Genomic DNA, 25,882 nt, shown 5'->3' on the forward strand with positions numbered 1-25,882 from the left:
CGTTCACCTCCCTTCCATTCCTTTTTCGATCCTGTCGCCCTCGCGGTGGCGAGGGAGTCTCTGCGCGCCCGGCAGGGGCGCGAGGAAGGGCAGCACCGGCGCGTCGTGCTGCCGCGCGCAGGTCAGCGCGTAGAGCACGCCGGCGGTGCCGGTGCCGAAGTCCATGGAGAGCCGGAGCAGCTGCTCACCGGGGAAGGCGGTCCCCTCCCGGTACGGCAGCGCGTGCCAGGCCAGCCGGTCCACCTGCGCGTCGAGTTCCCGGCGGTCGTCGTCGTGGACCGAGGCGGCGAGGTAGGCGATGATCCCGGCCCGGCCGGCGAAGAGCCCGGTCTGCGCGTAGAACGGTGACCGTGCCGCGCGGCGGATGCCGGCGCTGGCCTCGGCGAACCTCTCATCGTCGCGGTGGCGCAGGTACTGATCGAGGACCAGACCGATGCCGACGCTGCCCTGTGCCAGGTACGGCATGGTCCGCCAGCCCTCGTTGACCTCCAGGGCGCCGTCCGGTCGCAGCACGCACCGGCGCAGGTCCTGGCGCAACGCCGTGGCGGCGTGCCCCAACAGGTCCTCGTCGCCGCTGAGCTCGTAGAGCCGTAGCAGCATCAACGCCGGGCCGGTCCGGCCGCGCAGCAGCCCGGCGTACGGGTGACGTCCGCCGCTGATGTCCGGGCCAGGGTCGTCGGCCAGTTGCCCGATCACCCGCTCGGCGGCCCGCCACGCGGCGTCGCGCAACGACACCTCCCCGGTACGGGCGGCCAACTCGGCCAGGTTGAGCGCGATCCCGGACAGCCCACTCGCCAGGCTGTGGTCGAGTCCGTCCAGGGGCTCGCGCAGGCAGATGTCGAGCACGTCCAGCGCGTCCTGGCGTCGATCGAGGCTCTCGAGGGCGTGGGCGACACCGTGCAGGCCGTCGTAGAAGCCGCAGCGGGTGCCGGACGGGGGCGCGGTCGCCCGCCGTACCAGCCAGTCCTCGTGCTCGGGCCACCGTCCGACGCCGCTGGTGTGCAACGCGTACAGCACTCCCGCCGCCCCGTGGGCGAGGTTGAGGCCGCCGCTGCGGAACTGCTCGATGTCGCCGGGGAAGAGCCGGTCGTCGCGGGTCGGGGTGGCGCTGGCCAGGATCGCCGTCGCCAGCCTGTCCGGTGTGACGGGCGCGTCGTGCGCACCCGTCACCTGCGGGCCGCCGGTGATCTCCTCGACCGCCGGGTCGAGGAAGGACCTCGGGACTCCGAAGTTCGCGGCGATGACGTCGGCCAGGTGCGCCGCCTTCACCGGGGAGAGCCGTACCAGCTGGGTCAGGGGCAGGAACAGCGCCAGCCGCAGGCAGGCCAGGGCGTACGTGTCGACCGCCGGCCCGGTCCGGTCGCGGGGCGCCGCGAAGCCCTGGTTGCGCAGCCCCGGTCGGCGGTGCCCGTCGATCGGGGCGGCCACCTCGAAGTCGACGAGGGCGACCCGGTCGTCCGGGCGGATCATGATGTTGAACAGGTGCAGGTCGCCGTAGACCAGGCCGCGTTCGTGGATCGCTGCGATGAGGGTCTCGACCTGCTCGTGGACGTGCCGGGCCCAGCGGGCGTACGCGGCCCGGTCCTCGTCCGTCGCGTCGGCGTCGATCAGCGGGTACCTGTCGACAAGCACCTTGTTCAACGGTCGGCCCTCGATGAACTCGAGCGCGAGGAACCGGTGCTCGCCCAGGGAAAACTCGTCGTGCACCCGTGGCACCTGCGGCAGGTCGGCGAGCTGCCGCAGGGCGTCGGCCTCCCGGGCCAGCCGGGCGACGGCGTCGACGCCGTCGGCGTCCAGGCCGGCGTGCGGCCGCGCCTCCTTCAACACCACTTCGGTGTCGGTACGCAGGTCCCGTCCCACGTACAGGCCGCCGCCGTTGGAGAAGTGGATGACCCGTTCGATCCGGTACGGCACCTGGTCGGTGCTGGTTCCGCCGCGGGCCGCGAGGTGCGGGCCGAGGAAGTCGGGCAGGGTGACCCAGTCCGGCACGTGGAAGACGGGATCGCGGCGGTCCGGCACCAGCGTGCCCGAGTCGTCCTCGATCGCCGGCACCACCTGGCCGTCGGCCGAGTGGCAGTAGCGGGCGGCGAAGCCGCCGTAGCGCACGTGGACCGGGCCGGCGCCGTAGCGCAGGTCGCTGAGGATGTACGGCCCGGGCTCGCCGGTGAGCAGCTCGTCGAGCTCCTTGCAGACCAGCTCCAGCTCCGCCTCGTCGTGCGGGTAAACGGTGATGAACTTGCCGCTGGCGGCCCGGGAGGCGTACTTGGAGTTGCGCAGCAGGAGCGTGCGGGGCCCCCGGAGGAACTTGAAGGACAGGCCCCGGGGGACGCAGTAGTCCCAGACGGCGTCCAGCACCCGCTCGGCGTTGGCCAGACCCGCCGACACGTGGATCTTCCAGCCCTGCTGTGGCAGCGAACCGCCGTCGGGGGCGTAGATCAGCCAGTCGTCGAGCGGCTCGCGGCGCCAGCCGGTCGGGATCGGACGGTCGACGGCCGGAAAGACGGGCTGCGCGACGGCGCTGCCGAGCGAGTCGTAGAAGAGGCGATCCGCGGCGCAGTAGCTGTCGTAGCGTTCGTCCACTGTCCCGCCACCTCTCGAATCCGACCGGCTGCTGTCGTCCGGCGTTGCATCGAGTCTCATCGACGGGCCCCGGTGGGCTCCAGTGCGCTTAGTCACCGACCGTGATGCGAGGTGCACACGAACTCGTGACAATAGTCAGGCACTGCCGAGGTTTGAAAAGACGACAGGTGGGGACGGGCCGCAGCCCGCTCCCCACCTGTGGGTTCGTCGTCGTCAGCCCAGGTACTTCTCCCACGGGCCGGTGATCGCCAGGGTCAGACCCGGGTCCTGCATGTTGACGAACAGCACCTTGCCGTCGGCGCTGAAGGTCGGTCCGCAGAACTCCGAGTCGTTGAGCTGGTTGCGGGCGATCGCGTACGTCGGACCGCCCGGGATGGTGCTGAGCACGTGCGAGGCGCCCTTGCCGTCCTCGGCGAGCACGAGGCTTCCCCACGGCGTGACCGTCACGTTGTCCGGGCCGTCGAAGGTGATGTCGGTGTACCTGACCGGCGTCCCCTCCTCGGCGGCGGTCTGGTGCGGGAAGTACGTCACGAGCTGGATGGTCTGGTTCTTGAAGTGGTAGAACCAGACCATGCCGTCGTGCGGCGCCGCGTCGGCCGGCAGGTCGCCCTCGTCCCACGCGTAGGAGTTGACGACGTACACGCCCTCGTCGGTGCTCCACACGCCCTCGAACTTGCGGCCACGGGTGACCTGACCGTCGGCGAACTGCTCGCGGACGGAGGTGTGCCGCGCGTCGCGGTCCGGCACCTCGATCCACCGGACGGGGAACGGGCGGCCGAGCTGGGCGGAGGTCAGGTAGGCGACGTCCGGCAGCACGGACCCGTCGTCCATGATGATCTGCATCGCGGCGAGGACACCGGCGCCCGGCGCGAGGCGGGTCAGCACACCGGGACCGAGCTTCACGCCGCGCGGCGCGGACCAGCGGTAGAAGAGGCCGTTGGGCTCGTCGGCGTCCTCGGAGAGGTAGACGTGGGTGCGGTCCTTGTCGATCGCCAGGGCCTCGTGGGAGTAGCGGCCGAGGCACTTGATCGGCCGCGGGTCCGCGCTGCCGTCGGCCCAGACCTCGAAGACGTACCCGTGGTCCTTGGCGTAGGTGCCGGTCCGGCCGCCCTCTTCCCACTCGTCGCCGGCGCGGTCCTCGGTCTCCTCGCAGGTCAGCCAGGTGCCCCACGGGGTCGGGCCGCCGGCGCAGTTGGAGATGGTGCCGGAGAGGGCGACGAACTCGCCCAGGTTGCGGCCCGCGCGATCGGTCGTGATCACCGTGCAGCCACCGGCGTCGACGGCGCCCGGGTCGTAGACGGTGCCCTTGACGTGCGGTACGCCGAACTCGGCGCCGGGGTCGATCTCGTGGTTCTGGATGAGGGTGTAGCGGCCGTGTCCGGCGTCGTACACGGCCATGCCGTCGTGGTCCGCCGGGGTGAGGCCCTGACCACGGTCGAGGCGGGTGACGCCGGTACGGGTGACGATCGTGTAGCGGAAGCCCTCGGGCAGGGCGAGGATCCCCTTGGGGTCGTCCACCAGCGGCGGGAAGGGAAGGCGACCGCCCAGGCCCGGCGAGTGCGGTCGGGCGGGGCTGGCCTGCGCCAGGGACGGCAGGCCACCGGCGACGGCGAGGCCCACACCGGCGGCGGCGCCGCTGGCGAGGAAGGTGCGACGGGAGGAAGGCACGCGGATCAGCTCCTGATCAAGACAGTGCGACGGGCGACAGCCAACCCCCACCGACAGACGTCGAAGCGTCACCTGTGGGGTCCACCGGTGACATCGGGGTGAAGAATCGGCGTCACCGGGGTCGTCGCGGTGCCGTCCAGCCCTGTTCGTGCAGCCGTTCGATGCCGTCCAGCAGCAGGTCGAGCGCGAACTCGAACTCGAACTGGTCGTCGCAGCCCTGCCCCACGACCGACTCGTCGTCGTGGGATGCCGCCGTCGCGATCTCCGCCAGGTGCGGGAACCGGGCGGCGAACTCCGGTGGCATCGCCGCGGCGGGTTCGGGGCTGGCCGAGCCGGACCGGCCGGCGCGGCGGGAGTCGTCGAACAGTTCCTGACTGAAGCCGAGCACGCGGCTGCCCATGGTGTGCATGACGTGGTGCGCGAGGTTCGCGGAGAACCCGCCAGCCCGGAGATCGCCGACCACCGAGTCGAGGTAGGCCAGGACGGCCGGCGTCGCCATGGTGCGGGACTCGATGGCCAGCGGCGCCCAGGGGTGCCGGCGCAGCACCTCCCGCGCCGAGAGGACGCGCCGGCGGATGGCGTCCTTCCAGGTGGCGCCCGCCTCCGGCGGGGCGATCCGGCCGACGACCACGTCGATCATGCCGTCGAGCAGTTCGTCCTTGTTGGCCACGTGCTTGTAGAGAGCCATCGGCACGACGCCCAGGTCCTGGGCGAGGTTGCGCATGCTGAGGGATTCGATGCCGGTCTCGTCGGCGAGCGCCACGGCCGCCCGCAGGATGCGGTCCCTGCTCAGCGGCATCCGGCGCAGCGTCTCAGCCTGCTCAGCCATGTCGTCCTCGTCCTGTCCGGCGGTCGTTGAACGATAACCACCTTGACAGGTATACGGCGTACACCTACCGTTGGTGTACACCGTACACCCCAGGGAGGGGCCATGAAGGCGATCGTTCAAGACCGGTACGGCGGCCCGGAGACCCTCGTTCTCAGCGAGGTCGCCACGCCGACGCCCGCCCCGAACGACGTGCTCGTCCGGGTGCGGGCCGCCTCGCTCAACGCGTACGACTGGCATGCCATGCGCGGCGATCCTCGGATGGCGCGGTTGACAATGGGCCTGCCGCGGCCTCGCGCCCGCATTCGCGGACGGGACATCGCCGGTCGCGTCGAGGCCGTCGGCGCCGACGTGCGCGACATCCGGGTGGGCGACGCGGTCTTCGGCGACCTCGGCGACGCCAACGGCGCGTTCGCGGAGTACGCGTGCGTGCCCGCGACGCAGGTCGCGCCCATGCCGGCGAACCTCACCCCCCAGCAGGCCGCGGCCCTACCGCTGGCCGGCAGCACCGCGCTCATGGGACTGTGCGACGTCGGGCGGGTCGAGCCCGGTCAGCGCCTGCTCGTCAACGGCGCCTCGGGCGGCGTCGGCACCCTCGCGGTGCAACTCGGCAAGGCGCTCGGCGCGACCGTGACCGGAGTGTGCAGCACCCGCAACGTCGACCTGGTCCGCTCCCTCGGCGCCGACGACGTCGTGGACTACCGCCGGGACGACTTCGCCGACGGCACACGCCGCCACGACGTCGTGCTCGACCTGGTCGGCAACCGCTCACTCACCGAACTGCGGCGGGCGCTGACGCCGACCGGGACCCTCGTGCTCTCCGGCGGCGGCGTGTACGGCGGCGGCAGCGTCGTCGGACCGGTGTGGCTGATCGCCCGCGGACGGCTGCTCGCGCCACTGGTCCGACAGCGCATCGTCACACTCACCACGACCCCGAGCCGGCGACACCTCGACACGCTCCGCGACCACGTCGAGGCCGGCCGCGTCACACCGGTCGTCGACCGGACGTACCCGCTGCACCAGGTGCCCGACGCCATCCGGTACGTCGAGGGCGAGCACGCGCGGGCCAAGGTCGTCATCACCGTCTGACGCCCACCGGCCGACCGCACCCGCCGGGACGGACGCCCACCAGTGTCGCTATCCGGCGGCCTTCCACTGCGCCGCCGGGGTCAGCGGCACGGGCACGGGCCGCCGCGCCGCCGTCGTCAGCTCGATCCGCCGGCCCTGCGCCGCCGACTCCAGCAGCGCGGTCATCGTCTCGAGGACGTGCAACGCGACGTCCCCGCCGGCGCGCGGCGCCCGCTGGGCGTCGGCCAGAACGAAGTCGAGCAGGCCGATACCCCGGCCGCTCTCGGCGTACCCGGCGCGCGGCTGGAGGGCACGCCACTCGGTGCCGCCGAGCGCGAAGTGGCGCACCTCGCCGTCGAAGTAGTTCGGGTCGGGTACGGCGAGCGAGCCGGTCTCCCCGTGGACCTCGATGGGCGCGGCGGTCGTCGCGATGCCGTCGAAGCTCGTGGTGATGGTGGACAGAGCGCCGTCGACGTGTTCGAGGACGCCGGTGACGTGGGTGTCCACCTCGACTCCGATGCGCTCGCCGGCGCGGGGACCCGAGCCGATGACGCGCTCGGAGCGCAGCCGGCTGGCGGCCCCGACCACGGCGCGGACCGGCCCGAGCAGGTGCACGAGGGCCGAGATGTAGTACGGCCCCATGTCGAACAGGGGGCCGCCACCCGGGGTGTAGTAGAAGTCGGGGTGCGGGTGCCAGCGCTCGTGGCCGGCCGTGACCATGACCGCCGTCGCGGACATCGGGCGGCCGATCAGGCCGTCGTCGACAGCCGCGCGCGCCGTCTGCGTGCCCGTGCCCAGGACGGTGTCCGGCGCGCAGCCGACGTGCACGCCCGCCGAGGCGGCCCGTTCGATGATCGAACGGCCGTCCGGGAACGTCACGGCGAGCGGCTTCTCGCCGTACACGTTCTTGCCGGCGTCGATCGCGGCGCGCGAGATGTCGGCGTGCGCCGCGGGGATCGTCAGGTTGAGCACCGTGTCCACGTCCGGGTGCGCGAGCAGGTGATCGACGCTCATCGCCGCGCTACCGGGGATCGCGGCCGCTGCGGCGGCCGACCGGGACGCGTCGAGGTCGGCCAGCGCGGCGACGCGCACCGCGGGGTGGTGCGCGAGGGTTTCCAGGTACGCGCGGGAGATGACCCCGAGACCTACGATGCCGATGCCGTGCGGGTCGCCCACACCATCCCCCTCTCGATGACGGTACGCACGGCCGGGTGCTCCAGCACGTCGAGGTTGTGGCCCGGAGTCGTCACGACGACGCGGCCCGCGCCCCACTGCCGGGTCCAGATCGCCGGTGAGGTGACCGGCCGGTGCCACGGATGCCACTCCCGCGTCGGGTGGGTGGTGACGGCCAGGACGTCGATGAGGTCGTCGTGCAACACCCAGTACTGCTCGGTGACCAGGTCGAAGTCCTCGATCCCCGCGGTGATCGGATGCTCCCGGCCGAGGTCGGTGACGCGCACGGTGTGCGGCAGGAAGTTGTCCTCCTCGCCACCGTGCCGCTCGCACGGCTCCTTGCCCGGGTGGGTGGCGAACTGACCCCCCACCAGGTGCAGGTACTCCGACGACGCGCGGAACGCGTCCACGATGCCGCCGTGCCAGCCGGTGAAGCCCGTGCCGGCGACGACCGCCGCGGCGAGTCCGGCCACCTGGGCCGAGGTGATCTCCGACATCGTCATGCACTGCACGATCAGGTCGGTGCCGGCCAGCTCGTCGGCGTCGGCGTAGATCTCCGTCGACTCCTCGACCCGGATCGCGTAGCCGTTCCGTTCGAGGAAGGGGATGAACAACTCGGTCGCCTTGACCGGCTGGTGCCCCTCCCATCCGCCTCGGACCACCAGTGCTCTCGGCTGCGCCACCGTCGCTCCTCCCACCGTCGGTCGCCACCGGGCCGGCCGCTTCCGCCCCGGCTTGCGTCGGGTCTGCGACGGGCCGCAGTGATCACCACCATTCTGTCCAAGATCGCGCGAGGTGACAACGCGGGACCGGCGAGGGCTCGGCACGACAGCCCGGGCTCATCCGGGGAAAGGCCGATTGTCCACGCGTCACCGGTCAGACCCGCGCGCCGCGCCCGGTCAGAAGGTGGCGATCGGGTTGACCGGGCTGCCGGACGTGCCGGCGAAGCGCACCGGCGCGACGGCAAGCTGGAAGTCCCACTGACCGAGTTCGGCGGCGGTCGTCGCGCACGCCTCCAGGTCGCAGTTGTCCAACAGCCAGAGACCCATCGCGACGAGACCGACGGCGTGCACGGGCATCAACACGTCGTCGTACCCCGAGGGTTGGACATCCTGCGGGGAGTCGGCGCCGATCAGCGCGACGCCGCGCTCGTGGAGCCACGGTAGGCAGGACGCGTGCCAACCGGTCTGCGCGAAACCGCTGGCCGCGCGACCCTCGCGCCGGAAGCGCCCGTGACCGGTACGCAGGAGCACCGCGTCGCCGGCGCCCACCCGTACGCCCTGGCGGCGCTCGGCCTCCTCGAGGTCGTCGGGGAACACACCCTGGCCCGGCTCCCACCAGGGGACGTCGCGGGCCCGGGCGACGTCCAGCAGGACACCGCGGGTGACGATGCCGTCCGCCGCCGCCGTGACGGCCGCCCACGCCGAACCCGTCGTCTCCTCGACCAACGAATGCGACCGCCCGTTGTACATCGCGCCGTCCCAGTAGAGGTGGCACGGTGAATCGAGGTGGGTGATGGTGTTGCCGTGGAACGTGATGCCCAGTCGCTCCGACGAGAAGCCCCACCGCCGGTCGGCGTGGAAGGCGGCCGGCATGTTCTCGGCGCCCGGCATGTCGACGGCGTACGGGCACGTGGTCGTCGACCGCTCCATCTCCCCCGGTACGGCGACCTCCCACGCGCAGGACACGCTCCTGCCGTGGCGCACGGCCCGCGCCGCCGCCAGGCGGACGGCGTCGGTGATGTGGTTCAGCGTGCCGCGCTCGTCGTCGTCGCCCCAGCGACCCCAGTTCGACAGCTTGTCGAAGTACCCGAGCACGTCCTCCTGGCTCGGGATCATCCGCCCTGCCGTCATCGCCCGCGTCTCCTGTCACACGCCCGGTGTTCCGTTGGCAGGGTATCCGGTGGTCGGCCGGGAGCGGGCACGTCAGGTCTGGATGGAGAACGTGGCGACGACACCGTTGTGGTCGGACGCGGTGCCGCCGACGATGTCGTAGCCGGTCATCCACATGAGCTGGTACTCGGGCAGCCGCTTCCAGAAGTAGATGTAGTCGATGTGCCGGTTGCCGTGCGTACCGGTGCCCTTCTCGCCGTAGAGGTTGTAGGTGGAGCGCAGGTTGGGCAGTTCGTTGGTCTCGAAGACCCGCCACGGGAACTTCGCGTACCCGTAGCCGCGGTCGGCGCTGAAGTCGACGTTGAGGTCGCCGCTCACGATGACCTGACCCTGTCCCTGCTTGTCGACCGCCAGGTCCTTGAGGCCCTGGAACTGCGCCTCGGCGCACCGGGTGCGCGGCAGGTCCTCCGGCCGGCCGGCGTCCTCGATCCCGGCCACCGCGTGGGCGTTGATGTGTGTCACGGTGCGCCCGCTGGCCCTGTGGCGGTACGTGACCCAGTTGTTGTACCGCGCGGGCGGCACCTCGCCCGGGCCGTTGGTGTCACAGACGAAGATCGAGCCCTTGTCCCGTACGTCGAACATGCTCCTGCGGGCGATCAGCGCCTCGCCGGCCTGGTTGGTGCCGCCCGGCGCGTACAACCACCATCCGTTGTCGGCGGCCCAGCTCTCCAGGAAGTCCTTGCGGTTGCCGACCTCGTTGAGACCGACGAGGTCCGCCCGGGACGCGATGAGGTTCAGGTCGTGCGCGAAGTCGGCCTGGCTCAACCCGTTGTAGATGTTCAGCGTCGCCGCCCGGAAGGTCGTGGTCGCGGCGGCCGCCGGTGTGGCCGGCAGCAGGGCCGCCACCAGCGCGATCGCGCCGGCGAGAGCACCGAGGGCACGGGCTGGGCGGCGTGTTGTCGTCGGCATCGACTTCCCTTCGCACACAGGAGAACCGCCGTCGGTGGCGGTCGGCGCACTCTATCGATCCCAGCCGACGTGACGCCGAACGTCGGGGAACGGGGAGTCGACAGGTCGGCTCCGGGCGGCCACGGGCGCCGCCGACCCGAGGCGCGAGTTACTTGCGCGTCACGCATCTTTGCGGGCGACGCAAAAAGTGCTAGCGTGGTGGCATGACGGGGCTACGGGAACGCAAGAAGGCCGAGACGCGGGCGGCGCTCGGCTGGGCCGCGATCCACCTCACCGCCGAGCGGGGCTACGACAACGTCCGCGTCGAGGACATCGCCGAGGCGGCCGGCGTCTCCCCGCGCACCTTCAACAACTACTTCTCCAGCAAGGCGGAGGCCATCGCCTCCCGCCACCTCGACCGCAGCCTGCGCACCGCCGCCGCGCTGCGCGAACGTCCCGCCGACGAGCCGCTGTGGGAGGCGCTCACCCAGGCCGCGCTGGCACAGTTCACGCGCGGCCCCGAGGTCGAGGCGATGCCCTCCCCCGCACACGCCCAGTGGGTGGCCGGCGTCCGCACCATGCTCGCCGAGCCCGCCCTCCAGGGCGAGCGGCTACGCGCCGTCGCGACCGCCGAGGCCGAGTTGGTCAAGGCGGTCGCCGAGCGCACCGGGACCGACCCCGCCACCGACATGTACCCGAGACTCGTCGCGGCCGCCGCCAGCGCGGCCGTCGCCGTCGCCATGCAGCACTACCTCGACAGCCCCGACCCGCCCACCCCGATCGAACACCTCATCACCGACGCCTTCGCCCAGGTCGCCGCCGGCCTCCCCGCGCCGCCCCGCTGACATCCCGGCCCGCACCCGGGCGCCGCTCACCCACCATCCTCAGCCGCGTCACACCTCCGCGGCGGGCCGGCCGTACGCCGCGCCCGCCGTGGCGATGACGCACGCCCCGAAGGGATCACGACCGTGATCGACGTTCTCATCGTCGGCGCCGGCCCGAACGGCCTCATGCTCGCCTGCGAGCTGGCTCTCGCCGGGGTCCACCCCGTCGTCCTCGAACGCCGCCCGACGCCCGGCGGCGAGCCGCGCGCCAACGGCCTCATCGGCCAGGTCGTCCGGCTCCTCGACCGACGCGGCCTGTACGCGCGCCTCAGCGGCGAGAACACCCCGCCGACCCCGCAACCCGCCTTCGTCTTCGGCGCGTTCCCGCTGGACCTCACGATGCTCGCGGACAACCCGCACTACGCGCTCGGCGTGCCGCAGGCCCAGCTCGAAGCCACCCTCGCCGCCCGCGCCACCGAACTCGGCGTCGACGTGCGCCGCGACCACGAGGTCGTCGACCTACGCCAACGGCCCGACGCGGTCGAGGTCGACCTCGCCGACGGTACGCAGCTCACCTCCCGCTTCCTCGTCGGCGCGGACGGCGGACGCAGCGTGGTACGCCGTATCGCCGGCATCGACTTCCCCGGCGTCACCAACGACCGGTCGGTGTCCCGTACCGCCACGGTGACCGTCCCCGCGTCATCCCTCGATCCCGACACGGGCGGCCTGCTCGCTCCCGGCTACGGGATCGTGCCGCCCTTCCAGCACACCCGCACCCCGCGCGGCATGATCGCCTGGGCGCCCTTCCCGGGTCGTCCGGCGCTGGTCAGCACCACGGAGTGGCCCGACGCGCCGACGAGCGACGAGACCCCGATGAGCCTGGACGAGCTGCGCGCCAGCGTCACCCGGGTACTCGGTGTCGACCTCCCCCTCGGTCCCTCGGACGGGCCGGGCCTGCTCCGACGGCTGACCGGTGGCAACACCCGGATCGCCGCCCGCTACCGCGCCGGCCGGGTGCTGCTGGTCGGCGACGCCGCGCACGTGCACCCCGCGATCGGCGGCCCCGGCCTCAACCTGGGCCTCCAGGACGCGGTGAACCTGGGGTGGAGGCTCGCCGCCACCGTGTGCGGCTGGGCGCCGGAGGACCTGCTCGACACGTACGAGACCGAACGTCGCCCGGTCGCCCGACGGGTCGTCATGTCCACCCAGGCCCAGTCGGCGCTCATCGGCCCCGGTGACGAGATCACCGGGCTACGGGAACTCTTCGCCGAGCTGCTGCGCATACCGGAGGTGACCGGGCACATCGCGGCGCTGATGTCCGGCGCGGACGTCCGCTACCCCGCCGACCCCGCCGACCCGATGGCCGGCCGGTCCGCGCCCGACGTGGTCGTCCACGGCGATCGGGGCGCCGTACGCCTCGCCGAGCTGACCCGCAGCGCCCGGCCGCTGCTGCTGGACTCCACGGGCGTCTGGGCCGAGGTCGCCGCGCCCTGGCGGGACCGGGTGGACGTGGTCACCGGACACCTGGAGGGCACCAGCGCGACCGGGCTGCTCGTCCGCCCCGACTGCTTCGTGGCCTGGTCGGCCGGGGACGCCGACGCGCTGCGCGCCGCGCTCACCCGCCACTTCGGCCGACCGCTCTGAGCATCGGTGGCCGGGAACGCCTCGCGCTCCCGGCCACCGGCTGTCGACGGCGCAGGGTCAGTTGGTGATCACCGGCCAGGCGTAGGCGAGCAACGCGCAGGCGGCACCCAGGAGCGCGAACGAGATGCCCCGGGTGGGCAGGGGCAGAGCCGCGAGCACGATCAGGATGACGGCGATGATGTAGAGAAATGCCTGGGCGGACATAAAGGTCTCCTCAATCAGGGGGCGAGCAGGGAAAACCATCAGCCGTCCGGGGTGAAGAGCCCCTGGATGCCGACGACGATCGCGATCAGGCCGAAGATCGCGAGCAACAGGCGGACTCCGGTGGCGGCGTCCGACCGCTCGGCCCTAGGCGCGGGACGACCGGTCAGGCGGTCCCACAACAGGGCCAGGCCGACACCGATGCCGACGATTTCGAAGTGGAACACCCGGGGTCCGGACACCAGGTGGACGATCAGGTAGTAGCCACCGGTCACGAGCGCCACGAGCCCGACCACCCACGCGATCGGCGCCGCCCGGCCGGCGAGGCGGCCCAGGTCGTCACCGACGCGCGGCAGCAGCCGCAGCACGGCCACGGCGAGCAGGAAGCCGCCGACGATGTTGGCGAGGTCGAGCAGCAAAGCCATGATCACGAGGGTCTCCGTCGATCGGACGATCAGCCGGCGGGCAGATACCCACTGACCTGTCCGGTTGAAACGACATCCGGCGATCGACCTCGGGCGGCCTCGGGAGCGGGACCGCTCACTGTGGAGCGATCAGGGGCGCGTAGTCGGCACGGCTGAGCGGCTGCGCCGACAGCAACCCGTCGGCGCGGGGCACTCCGAGCGGCCGTCCGTCGCGCAGGAACGTCACGGTGCTGACGTCGTGGCGGCTGGTGAGGGTGCAGACGATCTGCCCGAAGGCGAGAACCTCGTCGCTACGGCCGGCGTCGTCACCAGGTTCGTCGACCGTGACCCGCGCCTGGGAGGCGCTCGCCGTCGCTCCGGCCGCGTTGACCGCCCCCGGCAGGGCGCTGGTGAGGTCGGTGTCGCGTTCGGCCGTGGTGGGGCCGGCGAACAGGTGCCGCAGATGCTCCTCGATGGTGGGTGGACGGTCGACGCTGCGCAGCACCGGGACGATCCGGTTGTCGCGGACGAGGCAGAGGGTCTCGGTGGCGGGGCCGGCCGGCGCGGAGTCGGCGGGGGCGGTGTCGACGGCGCTCGGGAACGGCCCGCGCGGCGGCGGTACGGTGCGGGGCGCGTCGTCGGTGGGGATGCCGCAGCCGGCCAGCAGCGCGACGAGTCCCAGCCCGAGCAGACGTCGACGGCTCATGTCAGGCTCTCCGGCAGGGTGACACGGAATCGAGCGCCGCCGCCGGGGCGGTCCGTGACGGTGACGGTCCCGCTGTGCGCGGCGGCGTGCTGGGCCACCAGGGCGAGACCGAGCCCGGTGCCGTCGCCCGCGCCGCGCGTGTGGGCGGCACGTCCACGCACGAAACGGTCGAAGATCGCCTCCCGGTCCTCGACGGGTACGCCGGGACCGTCGTCGTCGACCTCGACCACGGCGGCGCTGCCGTCGCGGTCGAGCAGGACGGCCGTCGGGCCGCCCCCGTAGGTCACGGCGTTGTCCAGCAGGTTCGCCAGGATCTGCGCGACACGCCGCCGCTCGACCCGCCACGTCGTGGGCACCCCGGGCGCGAGCCGCACGATCGACGCCGGCAGGTCCAGCGATTCGCAGGCCGCGCGGGCCAACGCCACCGGGTCGACCGGCGCGCGGCGTGCGGGCTGATCGCTACGGGCCAGGTCGATCAGGTCGTTGACGAGTCGCTGGAAGCGGTCGATCTCGTCGGCGACCAACCCCGCCGCGATCGCCGTCCGCTCGTCCTGGTGTTCGCGGCGACGGGCCAGCACGCTCGCCGCGGCGGCGAGGGTCTGCAACGGCGAGCGCAGTTCGTGGCTGACGTCGGCGGCGAAGCGCCGGTCGCGCTCGATGCGGTGGGCGAGCCGGTCGACCATCTGGTTGAACGAGGAGGACAACCGGGTCAGGTCGGGGTCGGTGGCCGGGTCCAGGCGGGCCGTGAAGTCGCCGGCCGCGATCTTCTCCGCCGCGTCGGCGACCGCCGTCAACGGACGCAGCCCGTGCCGGGTCGCGTGCCACCCCAGCGCGGCGCCGGAACCGGCGATCATGATGGCCACGGTGGTCAGCGCGAGCGCCAGCACCTGGAACGTCTGCTCCAGCTCGCGCAGGGAGTTGACCTCGAAGTACGTCGCCGTCGCGGACAGCGGCACGCCGACCACCAGGACGGACTGGCCGTCCACCCGTACCCGCTGCACCGCCGGCTGCCCGGACGCCACGACGCGGCGCAGGTCCTGGGGAATGGCGGTGGTGGGTCCGGGGTCGGCCGTGCGGGCGTACCACTCGCCGTTGAGGTGCAGCACCGGGCGACGCCCACCGCCGGTGTCCAGGGACCGCAGCACCTCCACGACGTCCGGGGTGTCGGTGTCGATCCCGGCGCGCACGACCGTCGCGTCGAAGTACGCGGCACGTAGGGCGGTGCGTTCCCGCTCGCCGATCAGGGATCGGCGGGTCAGTTCGTAGGAGACCAGGGCCATCGAGGCGGCGAGCAGGAGCGCGCCGACGGCGAACGCCGCGGTGACCCGGGTACGGAGTCCGAGGCGTCTCATCGCTGCAACTTGTAGCCCATGCCCCGCAGGGTGACGAGGTGCCGAGGGGTCGCCGGGTCGGGCTCGATCTTCTGTCGCAACCGGCCGACGTGCACATCCACCAACCGCTCGTCGCCGATGTCGTAGCCCCAGACCCGTTGCAGCAGCTGCTGGCGCGACAGCACCCGGCCGGCGTGTTCGGCCAGCTCGCACAGCAGCCGGAACTCGGTACGGGTCACCGCGACCAGCCGGCCGTCCCGGCGCACCTCGCCCGCGTCGGGACTGATCTCCAACTCGCCGAACGCCAGCACGGGCACCGGCTCCGCCGCCGGTCCCCCGACGACGGCGCGGGCACGGCGGCGCAGCGCCCGCAACCGCGCGGTCAGCTCCTTGATCGCCACCGGTTTGACCAGGTAGTCGTCGGCGCCGGCCTCCAGGGCGGCGACGATGTCGTGGGTGTCGTCCCGGGCGCTGACCACCACGATCGGCACGTCGTCGTCGCGACGGAGCTGCCGGATGCACTCGAAGCCGTCGAGGCCGGGCAGCATCAGGTCGACCAGCACATAGTCCGCCGGGTCACGGCGCTGCGCGCGCAACCCCTCCTCGGCGGTGGCCGCGCCCGCCGCGTCGTACCCCTCGTCCTGGAGAGCGAGCAGCAGCGCCAGGCGGATCCGGTCGTCGTCCTCGATCACCAGTACGGCCGTCATAACCGCATCATCCCCAGGCCACGACGGCACGGCCAATCGCGTCCGCCGGCCTGGGGATTTGTCACGCAACTGTCATAGATCCGCGCGGCGCCCGCCACGCCGGACCGGCACGGTGGCAGGCGAGAGGAGCCACGCGAAAGGGGTACGACAGTGACAGGACCGCTCAAACCTCCGTACGCGCTGCCGCTGGTGGAGGTCAGCATCACCCAACTGGACCTGAGCTGCCTGGACGAGAGCGGAGCCGCGTTCGACCGGCTGCTGGCGCTGCGCCCCGGGCAGGTCGTCGTCGACCTGTCGGAGTGCCGGTACATCGACGCCGCCGCCATCGGCCTGCTCCTGGACGTCCATCGGCGGCTGGCCCGCTCGGACGGCGTCCTGGTCGTGCGCAACCCCAACCGGCGCATCCACCGCATCCTGCACCACGCCCGTCTGGACCAGGTCCTGCCGATCGTCACCGGACCGCCGTCGGCGGCCGACGTACCCGGACGGGAGGGATCAGCGGCATGACCGTCGTCCCGGACGACAACCTGATGACACTCATCTGCGACATCTGCGGCGACAGTCTCACCGCCACCGCCTGCGTACTCCCCGACGCCGAGGTCGTCTGAACGCTCGTGTCGGAGCACGGCTGGAGCGGCTCCCCGTTCGCCACCGGCCCGCACCGCTGCCCCCACTGCAGCCTGCTGCCGCCCACGCGGCCCGGCCGGTCCAGCGCCGACGTCCACGGTCCCGGCGGGATCCTCGGCATCGACCACCTCGACGACGTCACCGTCGTCACCGCCAGCGGCGACATCGACGTCGCCACCGGCGACGCGCTCCGTGCCGCGCTGCGGCAGGCGGCCGACACGGGCGCACCCGTGCTGGTCGACCTGAGTCGCGTACACGCCATCGACTCCACCGGCCTCGGCCTGCTGGTACGCGCCCACCTCGACGCCCGCGAGCGGGGTCTGACGCTCTGCCTCGCCGCGCCGTCGCGGTTCATCCGGACCGTCCTGCACACGATGCGCCTGGACGGGGTCTTCCCGATCTACGACAGTCGCGACGACGCCCTCGCCCGAATGCCCCGAGTTGTCACACCGCCCGGGTCAGCCGCAGCAGCCGCCAGACGGTACGTAGCGACACGCTCGGATAGAAGCCGACGTACTCGGGTGTCACCCTCGGCTGCCACTTCTCCTTGAACTCGGCCTGGCTGCGGGCCGGGTAGATCCAGTCGCCGTGCTCGGCGATGAACCCGATCAGCCGGTCCGTGCCCCGGTGGCTGCCGCCGGCCGGCCGGTGCGCGGCCGACAGCTCCCGGAACGGCGTCAGGCCCAGGTGCAGCCACCGCGCGCCCTCGGCCTGGAAGCGCTGCGACGCGACCACGAACGCCAGGTCGACCGCGCCGGGCGGGGCGTCCGGCTCGCGGCGCGTGATGTCGTACAGCCATCCGGCCTCGCGGCCGAACGCCGGGGAGTACGACACGTACGCCACCGGCTCACCGCCGTGCATCGCGAGGAACAGCCGGCGTACGGGGTCGTCCTGGCCGGCACGTTCACCGACCAGGAACTCGATCTGCTTGACGTGCCGGCCCTTGTCCGCGAGCCACCGCGCGTCCAGGGCGTCCAGCCGCGCGGCGAGCGCCGCGTCGTACGGCACGTCCCGTCCGGCCTCCACCACCGTGACCCCGGCCCGTCGGGAACGCGCCACCTTGTTGCGGACCTTCTCGAACTTGCGGCCGCGCAGCGTGAAACTGTCCAGATCGATCGAGTACGCGGCGCCGAGCTGACTGAGTTGGTAGCCGAACTCGGCGTACAGGTCGAGGTCGTCCGGGGTGAGCTGGACCGCGCACAGCCGCCGGCCCTCCTGCTGTGCCCACCCGTGGAACGCGCCGAGCAGCCGCTTGCGGTCCTCCGGGTCGGCGTAGACGCTGCCCAGTTGCACGGCGTGCCGCCGCCCGGCCGGCCGGTACGCGATGAAGCCGTCGAGGTCGGGCACCGTGAAGTGCCGCGTGTCCCTGTTCAGCGCCAGCGCGGCGCTGGAGTGCTGCGCGTGCCGGCGCAGGACGGCCAGGGCGGTCGTCGGTTCCATGGCGGCCTCCACCTCTCAGGGAGCGGACGGGTCGTGGCGGGTCGCCGCGCGGCGGCGCGCCCACGCGAGCTGCACAAGGTCCACGGCCTCGCGTCCGACGGCCGAGGCGGGCTCGCCGCCGGTGACGCGGCGGGCGACGGCGCCCACCAGCCGGGGCAGGGTGAGCAGCCGGTCGGCGTCGAGCCGGTCGCCCATCACGTCGTCGAGCCGGCCCACCGCCCGGGAGTCACGCTGGATGCCGGCGAGGAACGCGTGCTCCATCGCGGTGACCGGGCCGCCCCGGCCGATGTCCTGGCCGTACCAGTAGTTCGGCAGCTCGGCCCGGTCCCGGTCGCGGGCCCACCGGGTCAGCCCCGACGACAGCGCCGCCGGCTGCTCCCAGTGCGCCGTGAGCACCGCCGCGAGTGCGCGGGCGTTGCGCAGCGCGTCGTTGATCCCGTGGCCCAGGGTCGCGTCCTTGGCGTGCCCGGCGTCGCCCACCAGGGCCCAGCCCGGCCCGAACGCCTGCCGGAAGAAGGACGGGTACCGCACCACGCGGTTGAGGTCCCCCACCGGCTCGCCGGCGGCGGCGAGGTGGCCCACCTCCGGGCTGACCGACTCGACGTGCCGCAGGAAGCCGGCCACCTGCCGACCGGCCAACTCGCCCTGTAGGCGCTCCGGGGGCTGCGCGATGACCACGAAGTCCTCGGGACCGGTGGGCAGGATCGAGACGATGTGCACCCCGACGCGGTGCCACAGCAGCGCCGGCGGGATCCGGACGCCGGTGAAGTACCGCCAGAGCAGGGCCCGTTCGCTGCGCGCCGTCAGGTACTGCCGGGCACCCACCCACCGGGCCACCGACGAGTTACGGCCGTCCGCGCCCACCACCAGCCGCGCCGACACGTCCCGGACCGACCCGTCGGCACGCTGCACGGTCACACCACTCACCACGCCGTCCGCGCCGCGCCGCAGACCGACCACGGCCACGCCGGTGGAGGTCTTGGCGCCGGCGGCCACCGCCCGGTCCAGCAGGACCTGGTCGAGAACGTCCCGAGGCGGACACAGCCCGGGGTCGTCGGGGTGGCGGAAGTGCAGCTTCACGTCGTCCAGCCGGACCCACACGTCGTGCAGCGGCGGCACGCCGTGCGCGACGACGGTGTCGTACACGCCCTCGATCCGCAGGTCCTCGGTGCCGTGCAGGATGTGCGTGGACAGGGTCGGCGCGGGCAGGTCGCCGCGGTCGAACACCGCCACCGACAACCCGGCGGCGGCGAGCCGGGCCGCCAGCGCCGAGCCGGCCACCCGCGCCCCGACGATCACGACGTCGACCTGCTGCTCCACCGCCCGACTCCCGGCCATCGCCGCAGCGGCACTATTCGCCGGTACGGCCGGCGGCTCCGTCGCGGCGGCCGGTGTCGGTTCGGCCGGCACGGCAGGTGCCGTCGGTTCGGCCGGCGGGGTCGGCCGTGGCCCTGGGCGGACGGCGGCGACCCTGTCGGCCGCGTCCAGTCCGCGCAGGTAGCCGGCCAGCAGCAGGTTGCCGACCCGGCCGGTCGGCATCAGACCCGCGGTGCCGCGCAGGAAGGGCAGCTCCGGCAGCGGCGTGGTCGGATCGGCCGCCCGCGGATCCGGGTCGTGGGCCAGCCGGGGCGCGAGCAGCTCGGCCGTCAGGGCGGAGAGCGCCAGGCCGTGACCACACCACGCGCCCGCGAACCACACGCCCGGTCGGCCGGGCACCGGACCGACGATCGGCAGGCGGTCGAACGTGGACGCCGTGACGCCGGACCAGAAGTCGGTCACCGGCACGTCCGCAAGCGCCGGGAAGGTCGCGGCGAGTTCGCGTACCAGCCGGTCCCGCACGGCGGCGACCCCGCGCTCGTCGACGCGCGGCTCCAGCAGGGCGGGACCGCCGCCGAACAGCAGCCGGCCCCGGGCGGTCATCCGCAGGTAGTTGAAGAACGAGCGGCTGTCGACGGCCGCGCCGCGCCCGTCCCAGCCGGTCCGCGCCAGCAGGTCGGCGGGTACGGGGGCGGTGCGCAGGACATGGGTGCGGATCACCGCGACGTTCCGGGTGAACAGCCCCAGCCCGGTGGTGAAGCCGTCCGTGGTCAGGGCCACCCGTCTGGCGCGTACCCGATGACCACCGGCCGTCACCGTGACCGGGTCACCGCCGGTGATGGCGGTGACCGGCGTGTTCTCGGCGATGCGTACCCCGGCCGTGAGCAGCGCCGCCCGGAGCGCCTGGACCAGCAGCCACGGGTTGACCAGCGCCACGTCGGGATAGCACAACGCGCCGTGGTAGCGGGCGCTGCCCAGCCGCCCGGCGGTGCCGTCGCGGTCCAGGTAGGAGGCGTCGAAGCCGAGGTCGCGCAGGGTCCGCGCCTGGCGTCGGAGCGATCCGGCGTGCCCGGGCGCCGACGCGGCCACGAGTTGGAAGCCGTCGGTCAGCTCACAGCCGTCGGGCAGGGCCCGGGCCAGCCGCCGCAGCGCGGCGATCCCGTCGAGCGTGGCGGCGAACATGGTCCGAGCCCGGTCCCGCCCGTACCGCTTGACCAGTGCGGTGATCGGGCCGCCGACCCCGGGGCCGACGATGCCCGTGCTGTGTCCGCTGGCGCCGGCGCCGACCTCGGTGGCCTCCAGGACCAGGATGTCGTGCGCGGGCAGGTGGTTCGTCAACTGGTACGCCAGCGCCAGCCCGGCCAGCCCACCGCCGACGATGACGACGGACGCCTCCTCGTCGCCGGCGAGGGCGGGCTGTCGCGCGGCCCGCGGGTCGTCGCGCTGCCACCCGCTCGGCGCGGAGCCCGGCCGGCTCATCAGGCCACCGAGGTGGGTCTCGACGTGGCCGCCGGAACCGGCGAGTCGGCCCGCCCCGCAGCGGACGGCGACGGGCGGCCGGTCACCTCACGCAGCAGCGCGTCGAAGGCCGGCAGGCGTTTCGGCTCGAACGGCACACCGAAGGGCTTGAGCTGGTTGCCGAAGAGCGAGCGGTCACCGAACAGGTGGATCGGTACGGCCAGCAGCGCCCACTCCGGCCCGATCAGCCAGGCCCACAGGGCCACCACGAGTCCGCCGCTGAGCAGGCTGTGCATGCTGTTGTAGAGGACGTAGTACGCCTTCGGGATCCGTCCGTCGGGACTGCGGTGGTAGGCGATCGCCCCGGGGATGTAGCCGATCAGGTCGATGTAGAGGAACAGCCCGATCGCCGGCAGCCACCGGATCTCGCCCCAGTGCGCGATGAAGAGACCGCTCGCCAGCGCGAGCCCGGCGAACCACTCCGCGCGGTGCAGCCGGGCGGTCGTCGGCGTGTCGAAGGTGTTCAACTGGTCCATCGTCAGTCCTTCCCACCGGTGCCCGCCGCCGCGGTCGCCAGGACGCCGTCCGGAATGACGACCGCCGGGAACAGTCCCCGAAGGACGTGGTGGATCGTCTCGGTGAGCACCCGCTCGGCGACCGGGTCGATGATGCTGGCGAGGCTGGGCACGCCGAAGTCGAAACTCGCCACGAACGTCATCGCCACCCCGTCCGGGTCCTGGCGCAGCGTCCAGGCGCCGGAGAACTCGTCGAAGTCGCCGTCGAGCTGGTCGAACGCGATCGTGAGACGATCGCGGTCCAGGTCGTCGGCCTCGGTCCAGGCGAGGATCCCGTTGCGGAACAGGACCTCCCAGGAGCTGACGACCCGTCGCGCGTCGGCCGGTGACTGTACGGTCACCGTCTGGACCACGTCGACCAGCTGCGGATAGCGCTCGAAGTCGACCAGTTGGTCGAACACCGCGCCGCCGTCCCCACCCGGTAGGAACGCCTGAATCTCGACCTGTCGCATGTCAGTGGACCCCCAGCCGGTCTGCTGTCGGATAGCGGTGGCCGAGCGTGCGCAGCGCGCCGTCGAACGCGTCGACCAGGAGGGCGACCTCGTCGCCGGAGAGCACCGCGGGTGGAGTGAGGCGCAGCACGGCGCTGGCGTTCAGCGAGTGGTTCACGATCACCCGGGCGTTGAGGAGTTCGAGGATGGCTTCGCCGGCCAGCCCCGGACCGGCGAACTCCACGCCGATCAGCAGCCCGACGCCGCGGACGTCGCGGACCAGGTGCGGGTACCCGGCGGCCACCGCCCGCAGGCGGGTCAGCAGGTCGTCGCCGAGGGTCGCCGCGCGCTCGACCAACCGTTCCTCGGTGGCGGCCGCGATCGCCGCGCGGGTGGCGGCCATCGCGATCGGCGCGCCGGAGAACGTGGACGTGTGCAGGAACGGGTCCTTGTCGAAGGCCTGGAACGCCTCGGCGGTGGCGACCACCGCGGAGACCGGCACGATGCCCCCGGACAGGCTCTTGCCGGCCAGCAGCACGTCCGGTGTCACGCCCTCGCGGAGGGCGCCCCACCAGTGACCGAGACGGCCGACGCCGGTGAGGATCTCGTCGAGCACCAGGAACGCGCCGTGCTGCCGGCACAGCCGGGACACCTCGCGCAGGTACCCGGGTGGCGGAATGACCACCCCGCCCTCGCCCTGCACCGGCTCCATGATCACGCAGGCCGGCGGCCCGGCCGCCAGCACCGCGCCCAGGGCCTCGGGGTCGCCGTACGGCACGTGCGTGGCGTCCGGCAACAGCGGGCGGAAAGGGCGCTGGTAGAGATCCTGCCCGGTGACGGAGAGGGCGCCCATGGTCTTGCCGTGGTAGCCGTTGACGGTCGAGACGAGCCTGCGCCGGCCCTGGACGCGGGCCATCTTGATGGCCGCCTCCACGGCCTCCGCGCCGGAGCCCGCGAAGTGCACGCGGGTGAGCCCGGGCGGCGCCACCGCGACGAGCGCCGCCGCGGCCTCGGCCACCGACGGCTCCAACATCATCCGGGTGGCGATCGGATGGCTCTGGATCTGCGCGACGACGGCGGCGACCACGGCCGGATGCCGCGCGCCGTGCAGGAACACGCCGTAGCCGCCGACGTTGAGGAAACGGTCGCCGTCCGACGTGTACACCCACGCGCCCTCGGAACCGACCTCGACGTGCCCGCCGAACATGTCGCCGAGCTTCGCGCGGCCCCGGGACAGGAACCGACGGTAGTTGTCCCGGACCTGCTCCCGTACCTGGTGATCGGTCTCTACGCTGCTGGTGGTCACCACTCCCCCTAACTCACCACGAGCGGCTGGCCGCCGAACCAGGCCGTCAGTTCCGCCGCGGTGCTCGCCCGCGACGGTGGGTGGAAGGCGACCGCGTGCGACGCGGCGGCGAGATAGGCCACCTCGGGCGAGGAGATGAACGCCATCCCACCGAGCAGATCCACCGCGCCGCGCACCGCCGTGGCGATCGCGTTGGCGGCGGCGAACCGCACCACGAGCGCCCGGCCGAGGGCGTCGTTGCCGCCGTCGCCGTCGTCGAGGCTGCGTGCCGCGCCGTCCAACATGATCGCCGCGCCCTGTACGGCCGTCGCCACGTCCGCCCGTTCGGTGACCGGTCCCCGCCCGCTGGTGATTGCGCGCTCCACCAGCGCCGACGCCACCCCGAGGTAACACGCGGTCACCAGGAGCTGGAACCAGACGAAGCCGATGGTCTGCAGGTCGTCGAGCTGACCGTCGAGCGCGACCTCCGGGTAGACGAACAGGTCCGGGTGCACCTCGACGTCGTTGAGCAGTACGGCGTCGGACTCGGCGCCGGTGAGCACCGACGTCGCCCAGAAGGGCTCGATCGTGATGCCCGGCGACTCCGCCGGGATGAGCGCCACCCCCAGGCGGGTGCCGCCGTCCTCGGTCGGCACGGCGACGCTCGCGGTCAGCAGGTCCATCGAGGCGGAGAGGCTGCACGGTCGCTTCGCTCCGGTGACCCGCCAGTTGTTGCCGTCCCGCCGTGCCGTCATGGTCGGCGTCAGGATGCCGCGACCGGCGTGTCCCTCGGCGAAGCCGGACGCGACCAGCCGGCGATCGGTGGCCACCGCCTCAAGCAGCATCCACTCGAACCCGACGTTCGCCCGGGCCAGGGCCACCAACCCGGCGACCGAGAACTGGTGCATCGTGGTGGCGACCGCCAGCGACGGCGCCTGGGCGGCCAGGGCGCGGGTGACGCGCACGGCCTGGAGGGCGGACGCGCCCAGCCCCTGGTACGTCTTGGGCACCACCAGACCCGCTCCGCCGGCCTCCCGGAAGAGGGCGACGCCCGGGCCACCGGGGCGCTCCAGCTCCATCAGGGGAACCTCGCCGAGCCTCTTGAGCAGGCCCGGAAGCAGCATGTCGCAGGTGTCCCGCTCGGTGTCGAGAAAACTCATGCGGCCAGACCCTCCCGCTCGGCACGCAGCGGGGAGGCGAGTGCCGCCCGCCGGGGTTGGACGTCGCGGCCGATGCTGATGCCCTGCAGGTGCGACGTCCGCAGCATTGGATAGTTGCTCTCGCCCAGCGGACCGCCGGTCAGGCCGGCGCCACCGTGGGTGGACAGGTACGGGACGAAACCGATGTGCGAATCGTTGATCTTGAGTAGGCCACCGTTGTGCACCCGGGCCACGAACTGCTCGACGGTGGCCTCGTCGCCGGTCCAGACCGAGTTGCGCAGGGCGTACTCGTTGGCGTTGAGGAACGCGATGACGTCGTCGAGCAGGCCGTCGCCGTGGTCCTGGTCGGGCACCACCACCGGCAGCAGCGGGAAGAAGGTCTCCCGGGCCACCGCCCACACCGCCCGCGCCTCGGCCAGGCCGTTGACCCGGAGAACGGTCGGCTCGACGAAGACCCCAGTGGACGAGATCGAGCCGTCCAGCTCCATCCGGTTCCCACCGGCGAGCACCTCACCACCGCACCCGGTGGCCTGCTCGACGTACCGACCGAACTGGTCGCTCTTGAGCACCGGCGACAGCAGCACATCCGGGTCCTCGGGATAGCCCGGTCGGATCTTGCGCGCGTGGCTGATCAGGCGGGCCAGCAGGCGGTCCGCGATGGCCGGGTGGGCGACCACGTAGTTGGGGACCATGCAGATCTGCCCGGACCCGAAGAAGCTCTCGGTGAGCGCCTCGGCGGCACGGTCGAGATCGGCGTCGTGCCACACCACGCAACCGTCGTTGCCGGCCAACTCCAGGATCGGCTTCTTGCCCCGGCGTACCGCCTCCTCACCGAGCGGGATGCCGAGTTCGCTGCTGCCGAAGTAGAAGATGTCGTCGACGAGCGGGCTGGCCAGGAACTGGTCGAGGATCCGCTTGGGCGGGCCGCAGACCACGTTCAGGGTGCCGGGCGGCGCGCCGACCTCGTCGAGGATCGGGGCCACGATCTCGCGGAGCACGAACATCACGCCGTACGGGCTTCCGCGCGGCGCCTTCACGACGAGCGCGTTGCCGGCGGCGAGCGCGGGCACGCCGAGCAGCGAGTTGACCGCCGCCGCGTTCTGCGGTGGACTCAGCGCGACCACCCCGTCGGGCTTGCGCACCACCAGCAGACGCCGGTTCGCGTCCTCGTACTCCCGGTGCATCTGCTCCGCGCACAGCCCGATCGTCTCGGGGCTGGTGCCGTGCAGGCACCCGGCCAGCTCCCACTCGGCGAGCGCGCGGGGGTGTCCCTCGTGGACGAGGACCTCCACCACCTCGTCGTGCCGCCGGCGCAGCTCCTCGTGGAGCCGGTGCACCACCTGGAGCCGTACCCGAAGAGGCATCGCGCCCCAGACGGGCGCGGCGGCCGCGGCGGCCTGGATGGCCTGCTCGACGACGGCGTCGTCGGCCACCGCGCAGCGGGCCAGGACGCTCGCGTGGTCGTCGCCGTCGTGGCGACGGCCGCGGTCCAGGTCACGCTTGAGAGAAAGCTGGGGCAGCATGTCGTCGAGCACCGCCGAGGCGCGCAGGCAATGTACCCACTTGTCCGCTGGAACGTCCTGACCTGCGATGTAGGACCCGTACGATCGCAACGTCGCAGCCCCCTCCCGTGAGCGAGTCTGTGCTACTAATTCATTGGCCGAGGAACGGTCGAAC

At 72.6% G+C, this 25,882-nt stretch carries 23 protein-coding genes and 1 pseudogene; 5 read left to right on the plus strand and 19 right to left on the minus strand.

The window, feature by feature from the left end; translation table 11 throughout:
• Positions 1-3: 3 nt before the first annotated feature.
• The 3 genes from lanKC to ACTFTM_RS19745 form a co-directional block, all read right to left on the minus strand.
• Complete coding sequence (gene lanKC, locus ACTFTM_RS19735; RefSeq protein ID WP_449561954.1) at positions 4-2,580, minus strand: class III lanthionine synthetase LanKC; 2,577 nt, start codon at positions 2,578-2,580, stop codon at positions 4-6.
• Positions 2,581-2,793: 213 nt separating this feature from the next.
• On the minus strand, positions 2,794-4,248 hold the full coding sequence (locus ACTFTM_RS19740; RefSeq protein ID WP_449561955.1) for an alkaline phosphatase PhoX: 1,455 nt from the start codon (positions 4,246-4,248) through the stop codon (positions 2,794-2,796).
• A 112-nt stretch (positions 4,249-4,360) separates the two neighbouring features.
• Positions 4,361-5,077: a TetR/AcrR family transcriptional regulator gene (locus ACTFTM_RS19745; protein ID WP_449561956.1), complete on the minus strand. Its 717-nt coding sequence runs from the start codon at positions 5,075-5,077 to the stop codon at positions 4,361-4,363.
• Positions 5,078-5,179: 102 nt separating this feature from the next.
• Here ACTFTM_RS19745 and ACTFTM_RS19750 point away from each other — a divergent pair, with 102 nt between their 5' ends.
• The gene (locus ACTFTM_RS19750; protein ID WP_449561957.1) at positions 5,180-6,163 is read left to right on the plus strand and encodes an NAD(P)-dependent alcohol dehydrogenase; all 984 of its coding nucleotides are present in this window, start codon (positions 5,180-5,182) and stop codon (positions 6,161-6,163) included.
• Positions 6,164-6,211: 48 nt separating this feature from the next.
• Here ACTFTM_RS19750 and ACTFTM_RS19755 read toward each other — a convergent pair whose 3' ends face one another.
• The 4 genes from ACTFTM_RS19755 to ACTFTM_RS19770 form a co-directional block, all read right to left on the minus strand.
• The gene (locus ACTFTM_RS19755; protein WP_449561958.1) at positions 6,212-7,318 is read right to left on the minus strand and encodes a Gfo/Idh/MocA family protein; all 1,107 of its coding nucleotides are present in this window, start codon (positions 7,316-7,318) and stop codon (positions 6,212-6,214) included.
• Positions 7,288-7,998 carry a ThuA domain-containing protein gene (locus tag ACTFTM_RS19760; protein ID WP_449561959.1) on the minus strand — a complete coding sequence of 237 codons (711 nt, stop codon included), beginning with the start codon at positions 7,996-7,998 and terminating at the stop codon, positions 7,288-7,290. The genes ACTFTM_RS19755 and ACTFTM_RS19760 overlap by 31 nt, the downstream gene beginning before the upstream one ends.
• A gap of 216 nt (positions 7,999-8,214) precedes the next feature.
• Complete coding sequence (locus tag ACTFTM_RS19765) at positions 8,215-9,168, minus strand: cyclase family protein (protein ID WP_449561960.1); 954 nt, start codon at positions 9,166-9,168, stop codon at positions 8,215-8,217.
• 72 nt (positions 9,169-9,240) lie between these two features.
• Positions 9,241-10,116 (minus strand): endonuclease/exonuclease/phosphatase family protein, encoded by an 876-nt coding sequence (locus ACTFTM_RS19770; protein ID WP_449561961.1) that lies wholly within the window; start codon positions 10,114-10,116, stop codon positions 9,241-9,243.
• Positions 10,117-10,319: 203 nt separating this feature from the next.
• Between ACTFTM_RS19770 and ACTFTM_RS19775 the strand changes: the two genes are divergently transcribed.
• Both ACTFTM_RS19775 and ACTFTM_RS19780 read left to right on the plus strand, forming a co-directional pair.
• A complete protein-coding gene (locus tag ACTFTM_RS19775) occupies positions 10,320-10,940 on the plus strand; it encodes a TetR/AcrR family transcriptional regulator (RefSeq protein ID WP_449561962.1) in 621 nt (206 codons plus the stop codon).
• 123 nt (positions 10,941-11,063) lie between these two features.
• Entirely contained in the window at positions 11,064-12,563 is a 1,500-nt protein-coding gene (locus tag ACTFTM_RS19780; protein WP_449561963.1) for an FAD-dependent monooxygenase, read from the plus strand.
• A gap of 57 nt (positions 12,564-12,620) precedes the next feature.
• Here ACTFTM_RS19780 and ACTFTM_RS19785 read toward each other — a convergent pair whose 3' ends face one another.
• From ACTFTM_RS19785 to ACTFTM_RS19805, 5 genes are all read right to left on the minus strand, one after another.
• Positions 12,621-12,767: a hypothetical protein gene (locus ACTFTM_RS19785; RefSeq protein ID WP_355048005.1), complete on the minus strand. Its 147-nt coding sequence runs from the start codon at positions 12,765-12,767 to the stop codon at positions 12,621-12,623.
• A gap of 38 nt (positions 12,768-12,805) precedes the next feature.
• Positions 12,806-13,189, minus strand: coding sequence for a hypothetical protein (locus tag ACTFTM_RS19790; RefSeq protein WP_449561964.1), 384 nt, complete (start codon positions 13,187-13,189; stop codon positions 12,806-12,808).
• 115 nt (positions 13,190-13,304) lie between these two features.
• Positions 13,305-13,874 (minus strand): GerMN domain-containing protein, encoded by a 570-nt coding sequence (locus ACTFTM_RS19795; protein ID WP_449561965.1) that lies wholly within the window; start codon positions 13,872-13,874, stop codon positions 13,305-13,307.
• Positions 13,871-15,226, minus strand: a complete 1,356-nt coding sequence (locus ACTFTM_RS19800; protein ID WP_449561966.1) for a sensor histidine kinase — start codon at positions 15,224-15,226, stop codon at positions 13,871-13,873. Before ACTFTM_RS19800 ends, ACTFTM_RS19795 begins: the two co-directional genes overlap by 4 nt.
• Positions 15,223-15,912 carry a response regulator transcription factor gene (locus ACTFTM_RS19805; RefSeq protein WP_449561967.1) on the minus strand — a complete coding sequence of 230 codons (690 nt, stop codon included), beginning with the start codon at positions 15,910-15,912 and terminating at the stop codon, positions 15,223-15,225. The genes ACTFTM_RS19800 and ACTFTM_RS19805 overlap by 4 nt, the downstream gene beginning before the upstream one ends.
• Before the next feature lie 150 nt (positions 15,913-16,062).
• Here ACTFTM_RS19805 and ACTFTM_RS19810 point away from each other — a divergent pair, with 150 nt between their 5' ends.
• The gene (locus ACTFTM_RS19810; protein ID WP_449561968.1) at positions 16,063-16,419 is read left to right on the plus strand and encodes an STAS domain-containing protein; all 357 of its coding nucleotides are present in this window, start codon (positions 16,063-16,065) and stop codon (positions 16,417-16,419) included.
• Positions 16,416-17,090 (plus strand): annotated as a pseudogene (locus tag ACTFTM_RS19815) (STAS domain-containing protein). The gene ACTFTM_RS19810 and the pseudogene ACTFTM_RS19815 overlap by 4 nt, the downstream one beginning before the upstream one ends.
• Here ACTFTM_RS19815 and ACTFTM_RS19820 read toward each other — a convergent pair.
• From ACTFTM_RS19820 to ACTFTM_RS19850, 7 genes are read right to left on the minus strand one after another with little or no spacing between them, the layout of a single operon-like run.
• Positions 16,984-17,979 carry a phosphatidylglycerol lysyltransferase domain-containing protein gene (locus tag ACTFTM_RS19820; RefSeq protein ID WP_449561969.1) on the minus strand — a complete coding sequence of 332 codons (996 nt, stop codon included), beginning with the start codon at positions 17,977-17,979 and terminating at the stop codon, positions 16,984-16,986. The pseudogene ACTFTM_RS19815 and the gene ACTFTM_RS19820 overlap by 107 nt on opposite strands.
• 15 nt (positions 17,980-17,994) lie before the next feature.
• A complete protein-coding gene (locus ACTFTM_RS19825; RefSeq protein ID WP_449561970.1) occupies positions 17,995-20,775 on the minus strand; it encodes an FAD-dependent oxidoreductase in 2,781 nt (926 codons plus the stop codon).
• A complete protein-coding gene (locus ACTFTM_RS19830) occupies positions 20,775-21,290 on the minus strand; it encodes a hypothetical protein (protein WP_449561971.1) in 516 nt (171 codons plus the stop codon). Before ACTFTM_RS19830 ends, ACTFTM_RS19825 begins: the two co-directional genes overlap by 1 nt.
• A gap of 2 nt (positions 21,291-21,292) precedes the next feature.
• Positions 21,293-21,781 carry an SRPBCC family protein gene (locus tag ACTFTM_RS19835; RefSeq protein WP_449561972.1) on the minus strand — a complete coding sequence of 163 codons (489 nt, stop codon included), beginning with the start codon at positions 21,779-21,781 and terminating at the stop codon, positions 21,293-21,295.
• A gap of 1 nt (position 21,782) precedes the next feature.
• Positions 21,783-23,066, minus strand: coding sequence for an aspartate aminotransferase family protein (locus tag ACTFTM_RS19840; protein ID WP_449561973.1), 1,284 nt, complete (start codon positions 23,064-23,066; stop codon positions 21,783-21,785).
• An 8-nt stretch (positions 23,067-23,074) separates the two neighbouring features.
• Positions 23,075-24,205: an acyl-CoA dehydrogenase family protein gene (locus tag ACTFTM_RS19845; RefSeq protein WP_449561974.1), complete on the minus strand. Its 1,131-nt coding sequence runs from the start codon at positions 24,203-24,205 to the stop codon at positions 23,075-23,077.
• Positions 24,202-25,740 (minus strand): aldehyde dehydrogenase family protein, encoded by a 1,539-nt coding sequence (locus ACTFTM_RS19850; protein ID WP_449561975.1) that lies wholly within the window; start codon positions 25,738-25,740, stop codon positions 24,202-24,204. The genes ACTFTM_RS19845 and ACTFTM_RS19850 overlap by 4 nt, the downstream gene beginning before the upstream one ends.
• Positions 25,741-25,882 lie beyond the last annotated feature (142 nt).

The sequence above is a fragment of the Micromonospora sp. RB23 genome (assembly GCF_053585025.1).

What these genes read in the sequence shown, in the direction of transcription:
- ACTFTM_RS19745 (WP_449561956.1), bottom strand. Translation starts at nt 5,077, where the DNA reads ATGGCTGAGCAGGCTGAGACGCTGCGCCGGATGCCGCTGAGCAGGGAC.
- ACTFTM_RS19750 (WP_449561957.1), top strand. Translation starts at nt 5,180, where the DNA reads ATGAAGGCGATCGTTCAAGACCGGTACGGCGGCCCGGAGACCCTCGTT.
- ACTFTM_RS19765 (WP_449561960.1), bottom strand. Translation starts at nt 9,168, where the DNA reads ATGACGGCAGGGCGGATGATCCCGAGCCAGGAGGACGTGCTCGGGTAC.
- ACTFTM_RS19770 (WP_449561961.1), bottom strand. Translation starts at nt 10,116, where the DNA reads ATGCCGACGACAACACGCCGCCCAGCCCGTGCCCTCGGTGCTCTCGCC.
- ACTFTM_RS19775 (WP_449561962.1), top strand. Translation starts at nt 10,320, where the DNA reads ATGACGGGGCTACGGGAACGCAAGAAGGCCGAGACGCGGGCGGCGCTC.
- ACTFTM_RS19785 (WP_355048005.1), bottom strand. Translation starts at nt 12,767, where the DNA reads ATGTCCGCCCAGGCATTTCTCTACATCATCGCCGTCATCCTGATCGTG.
- ACTFTM_RS19790 (WP_449561964.1), bottom strand. Translation starts at nt 13,189, where the DNA reads ATGGCTTTGCTGCTCGACCTCGCCAACATCGTCGGCGGCTTCCTGCTC.
- ACTFTM_RS19795 (WP_449561965.1), bottom strand. Translation starts at nt 13,874, where the DNA reads ATGAGCCGTCGACGTCTGCTCGGGCTGGGACTCGTCGCGCTGCTGGCC.
- ACTFTM_RS19800 (WP_449561966.1), bottom strand. Translation starts at nt 15,226, where the DNA reads ATGAGACGCCTCGGACTCCGTACCCGGGTCACCGCGGCGTTCGCCGTC.
- ACTFTM_RS19805 (WP_449561967.1), bottom strand. Translation starts at nt 15,912, where the DNA reads ATGACGGCCGTACTGGTGATCGAGGACGACGACCGGATCCGCCTGGCG.
- ACTFTM_RS19820 (WP_449561969.1), bottom strand. Translation starts at nt 17,979, where the DNA reads ATGGAACCGACGACCGCCCTGGCCGTCCTGCGCCGGCACGCGCAGCAC.
- ACTFTM_RS19825 (WP_449561970.1), bottom strand. Translation starts at nt 20,775, where the DNA reads ATGAGCCGGCCGGGCTCCGCGCCGAGCGGGTGGCAGCGCGACGACCCG.
- ACTFTM_RS19830 (WP_449561971.1), bottom strand. Translation starts at nt 21,290, where the DNA reads ATGGACCAGTTGAACACCTTCGACACGCCGACGACCGCCCGGCTGCAC.
- ACTFTM_RS19835 (WP_449561972.1), bottom strand. Translation starts at nt 21,781, where the DNA reads ATGCGACAGGTCGAGATTCAGGCGTTCCTACCGGGTGGGGACGGCGGC.
- ACTFTM_RS19845 (WP_449561974.1), bottom strand. Translation starts at nt 24,205, where the DNA reads ATGAGTTTTCTCGACACCGAGCGGGACACCTGCGACATGCTGCTTCCG.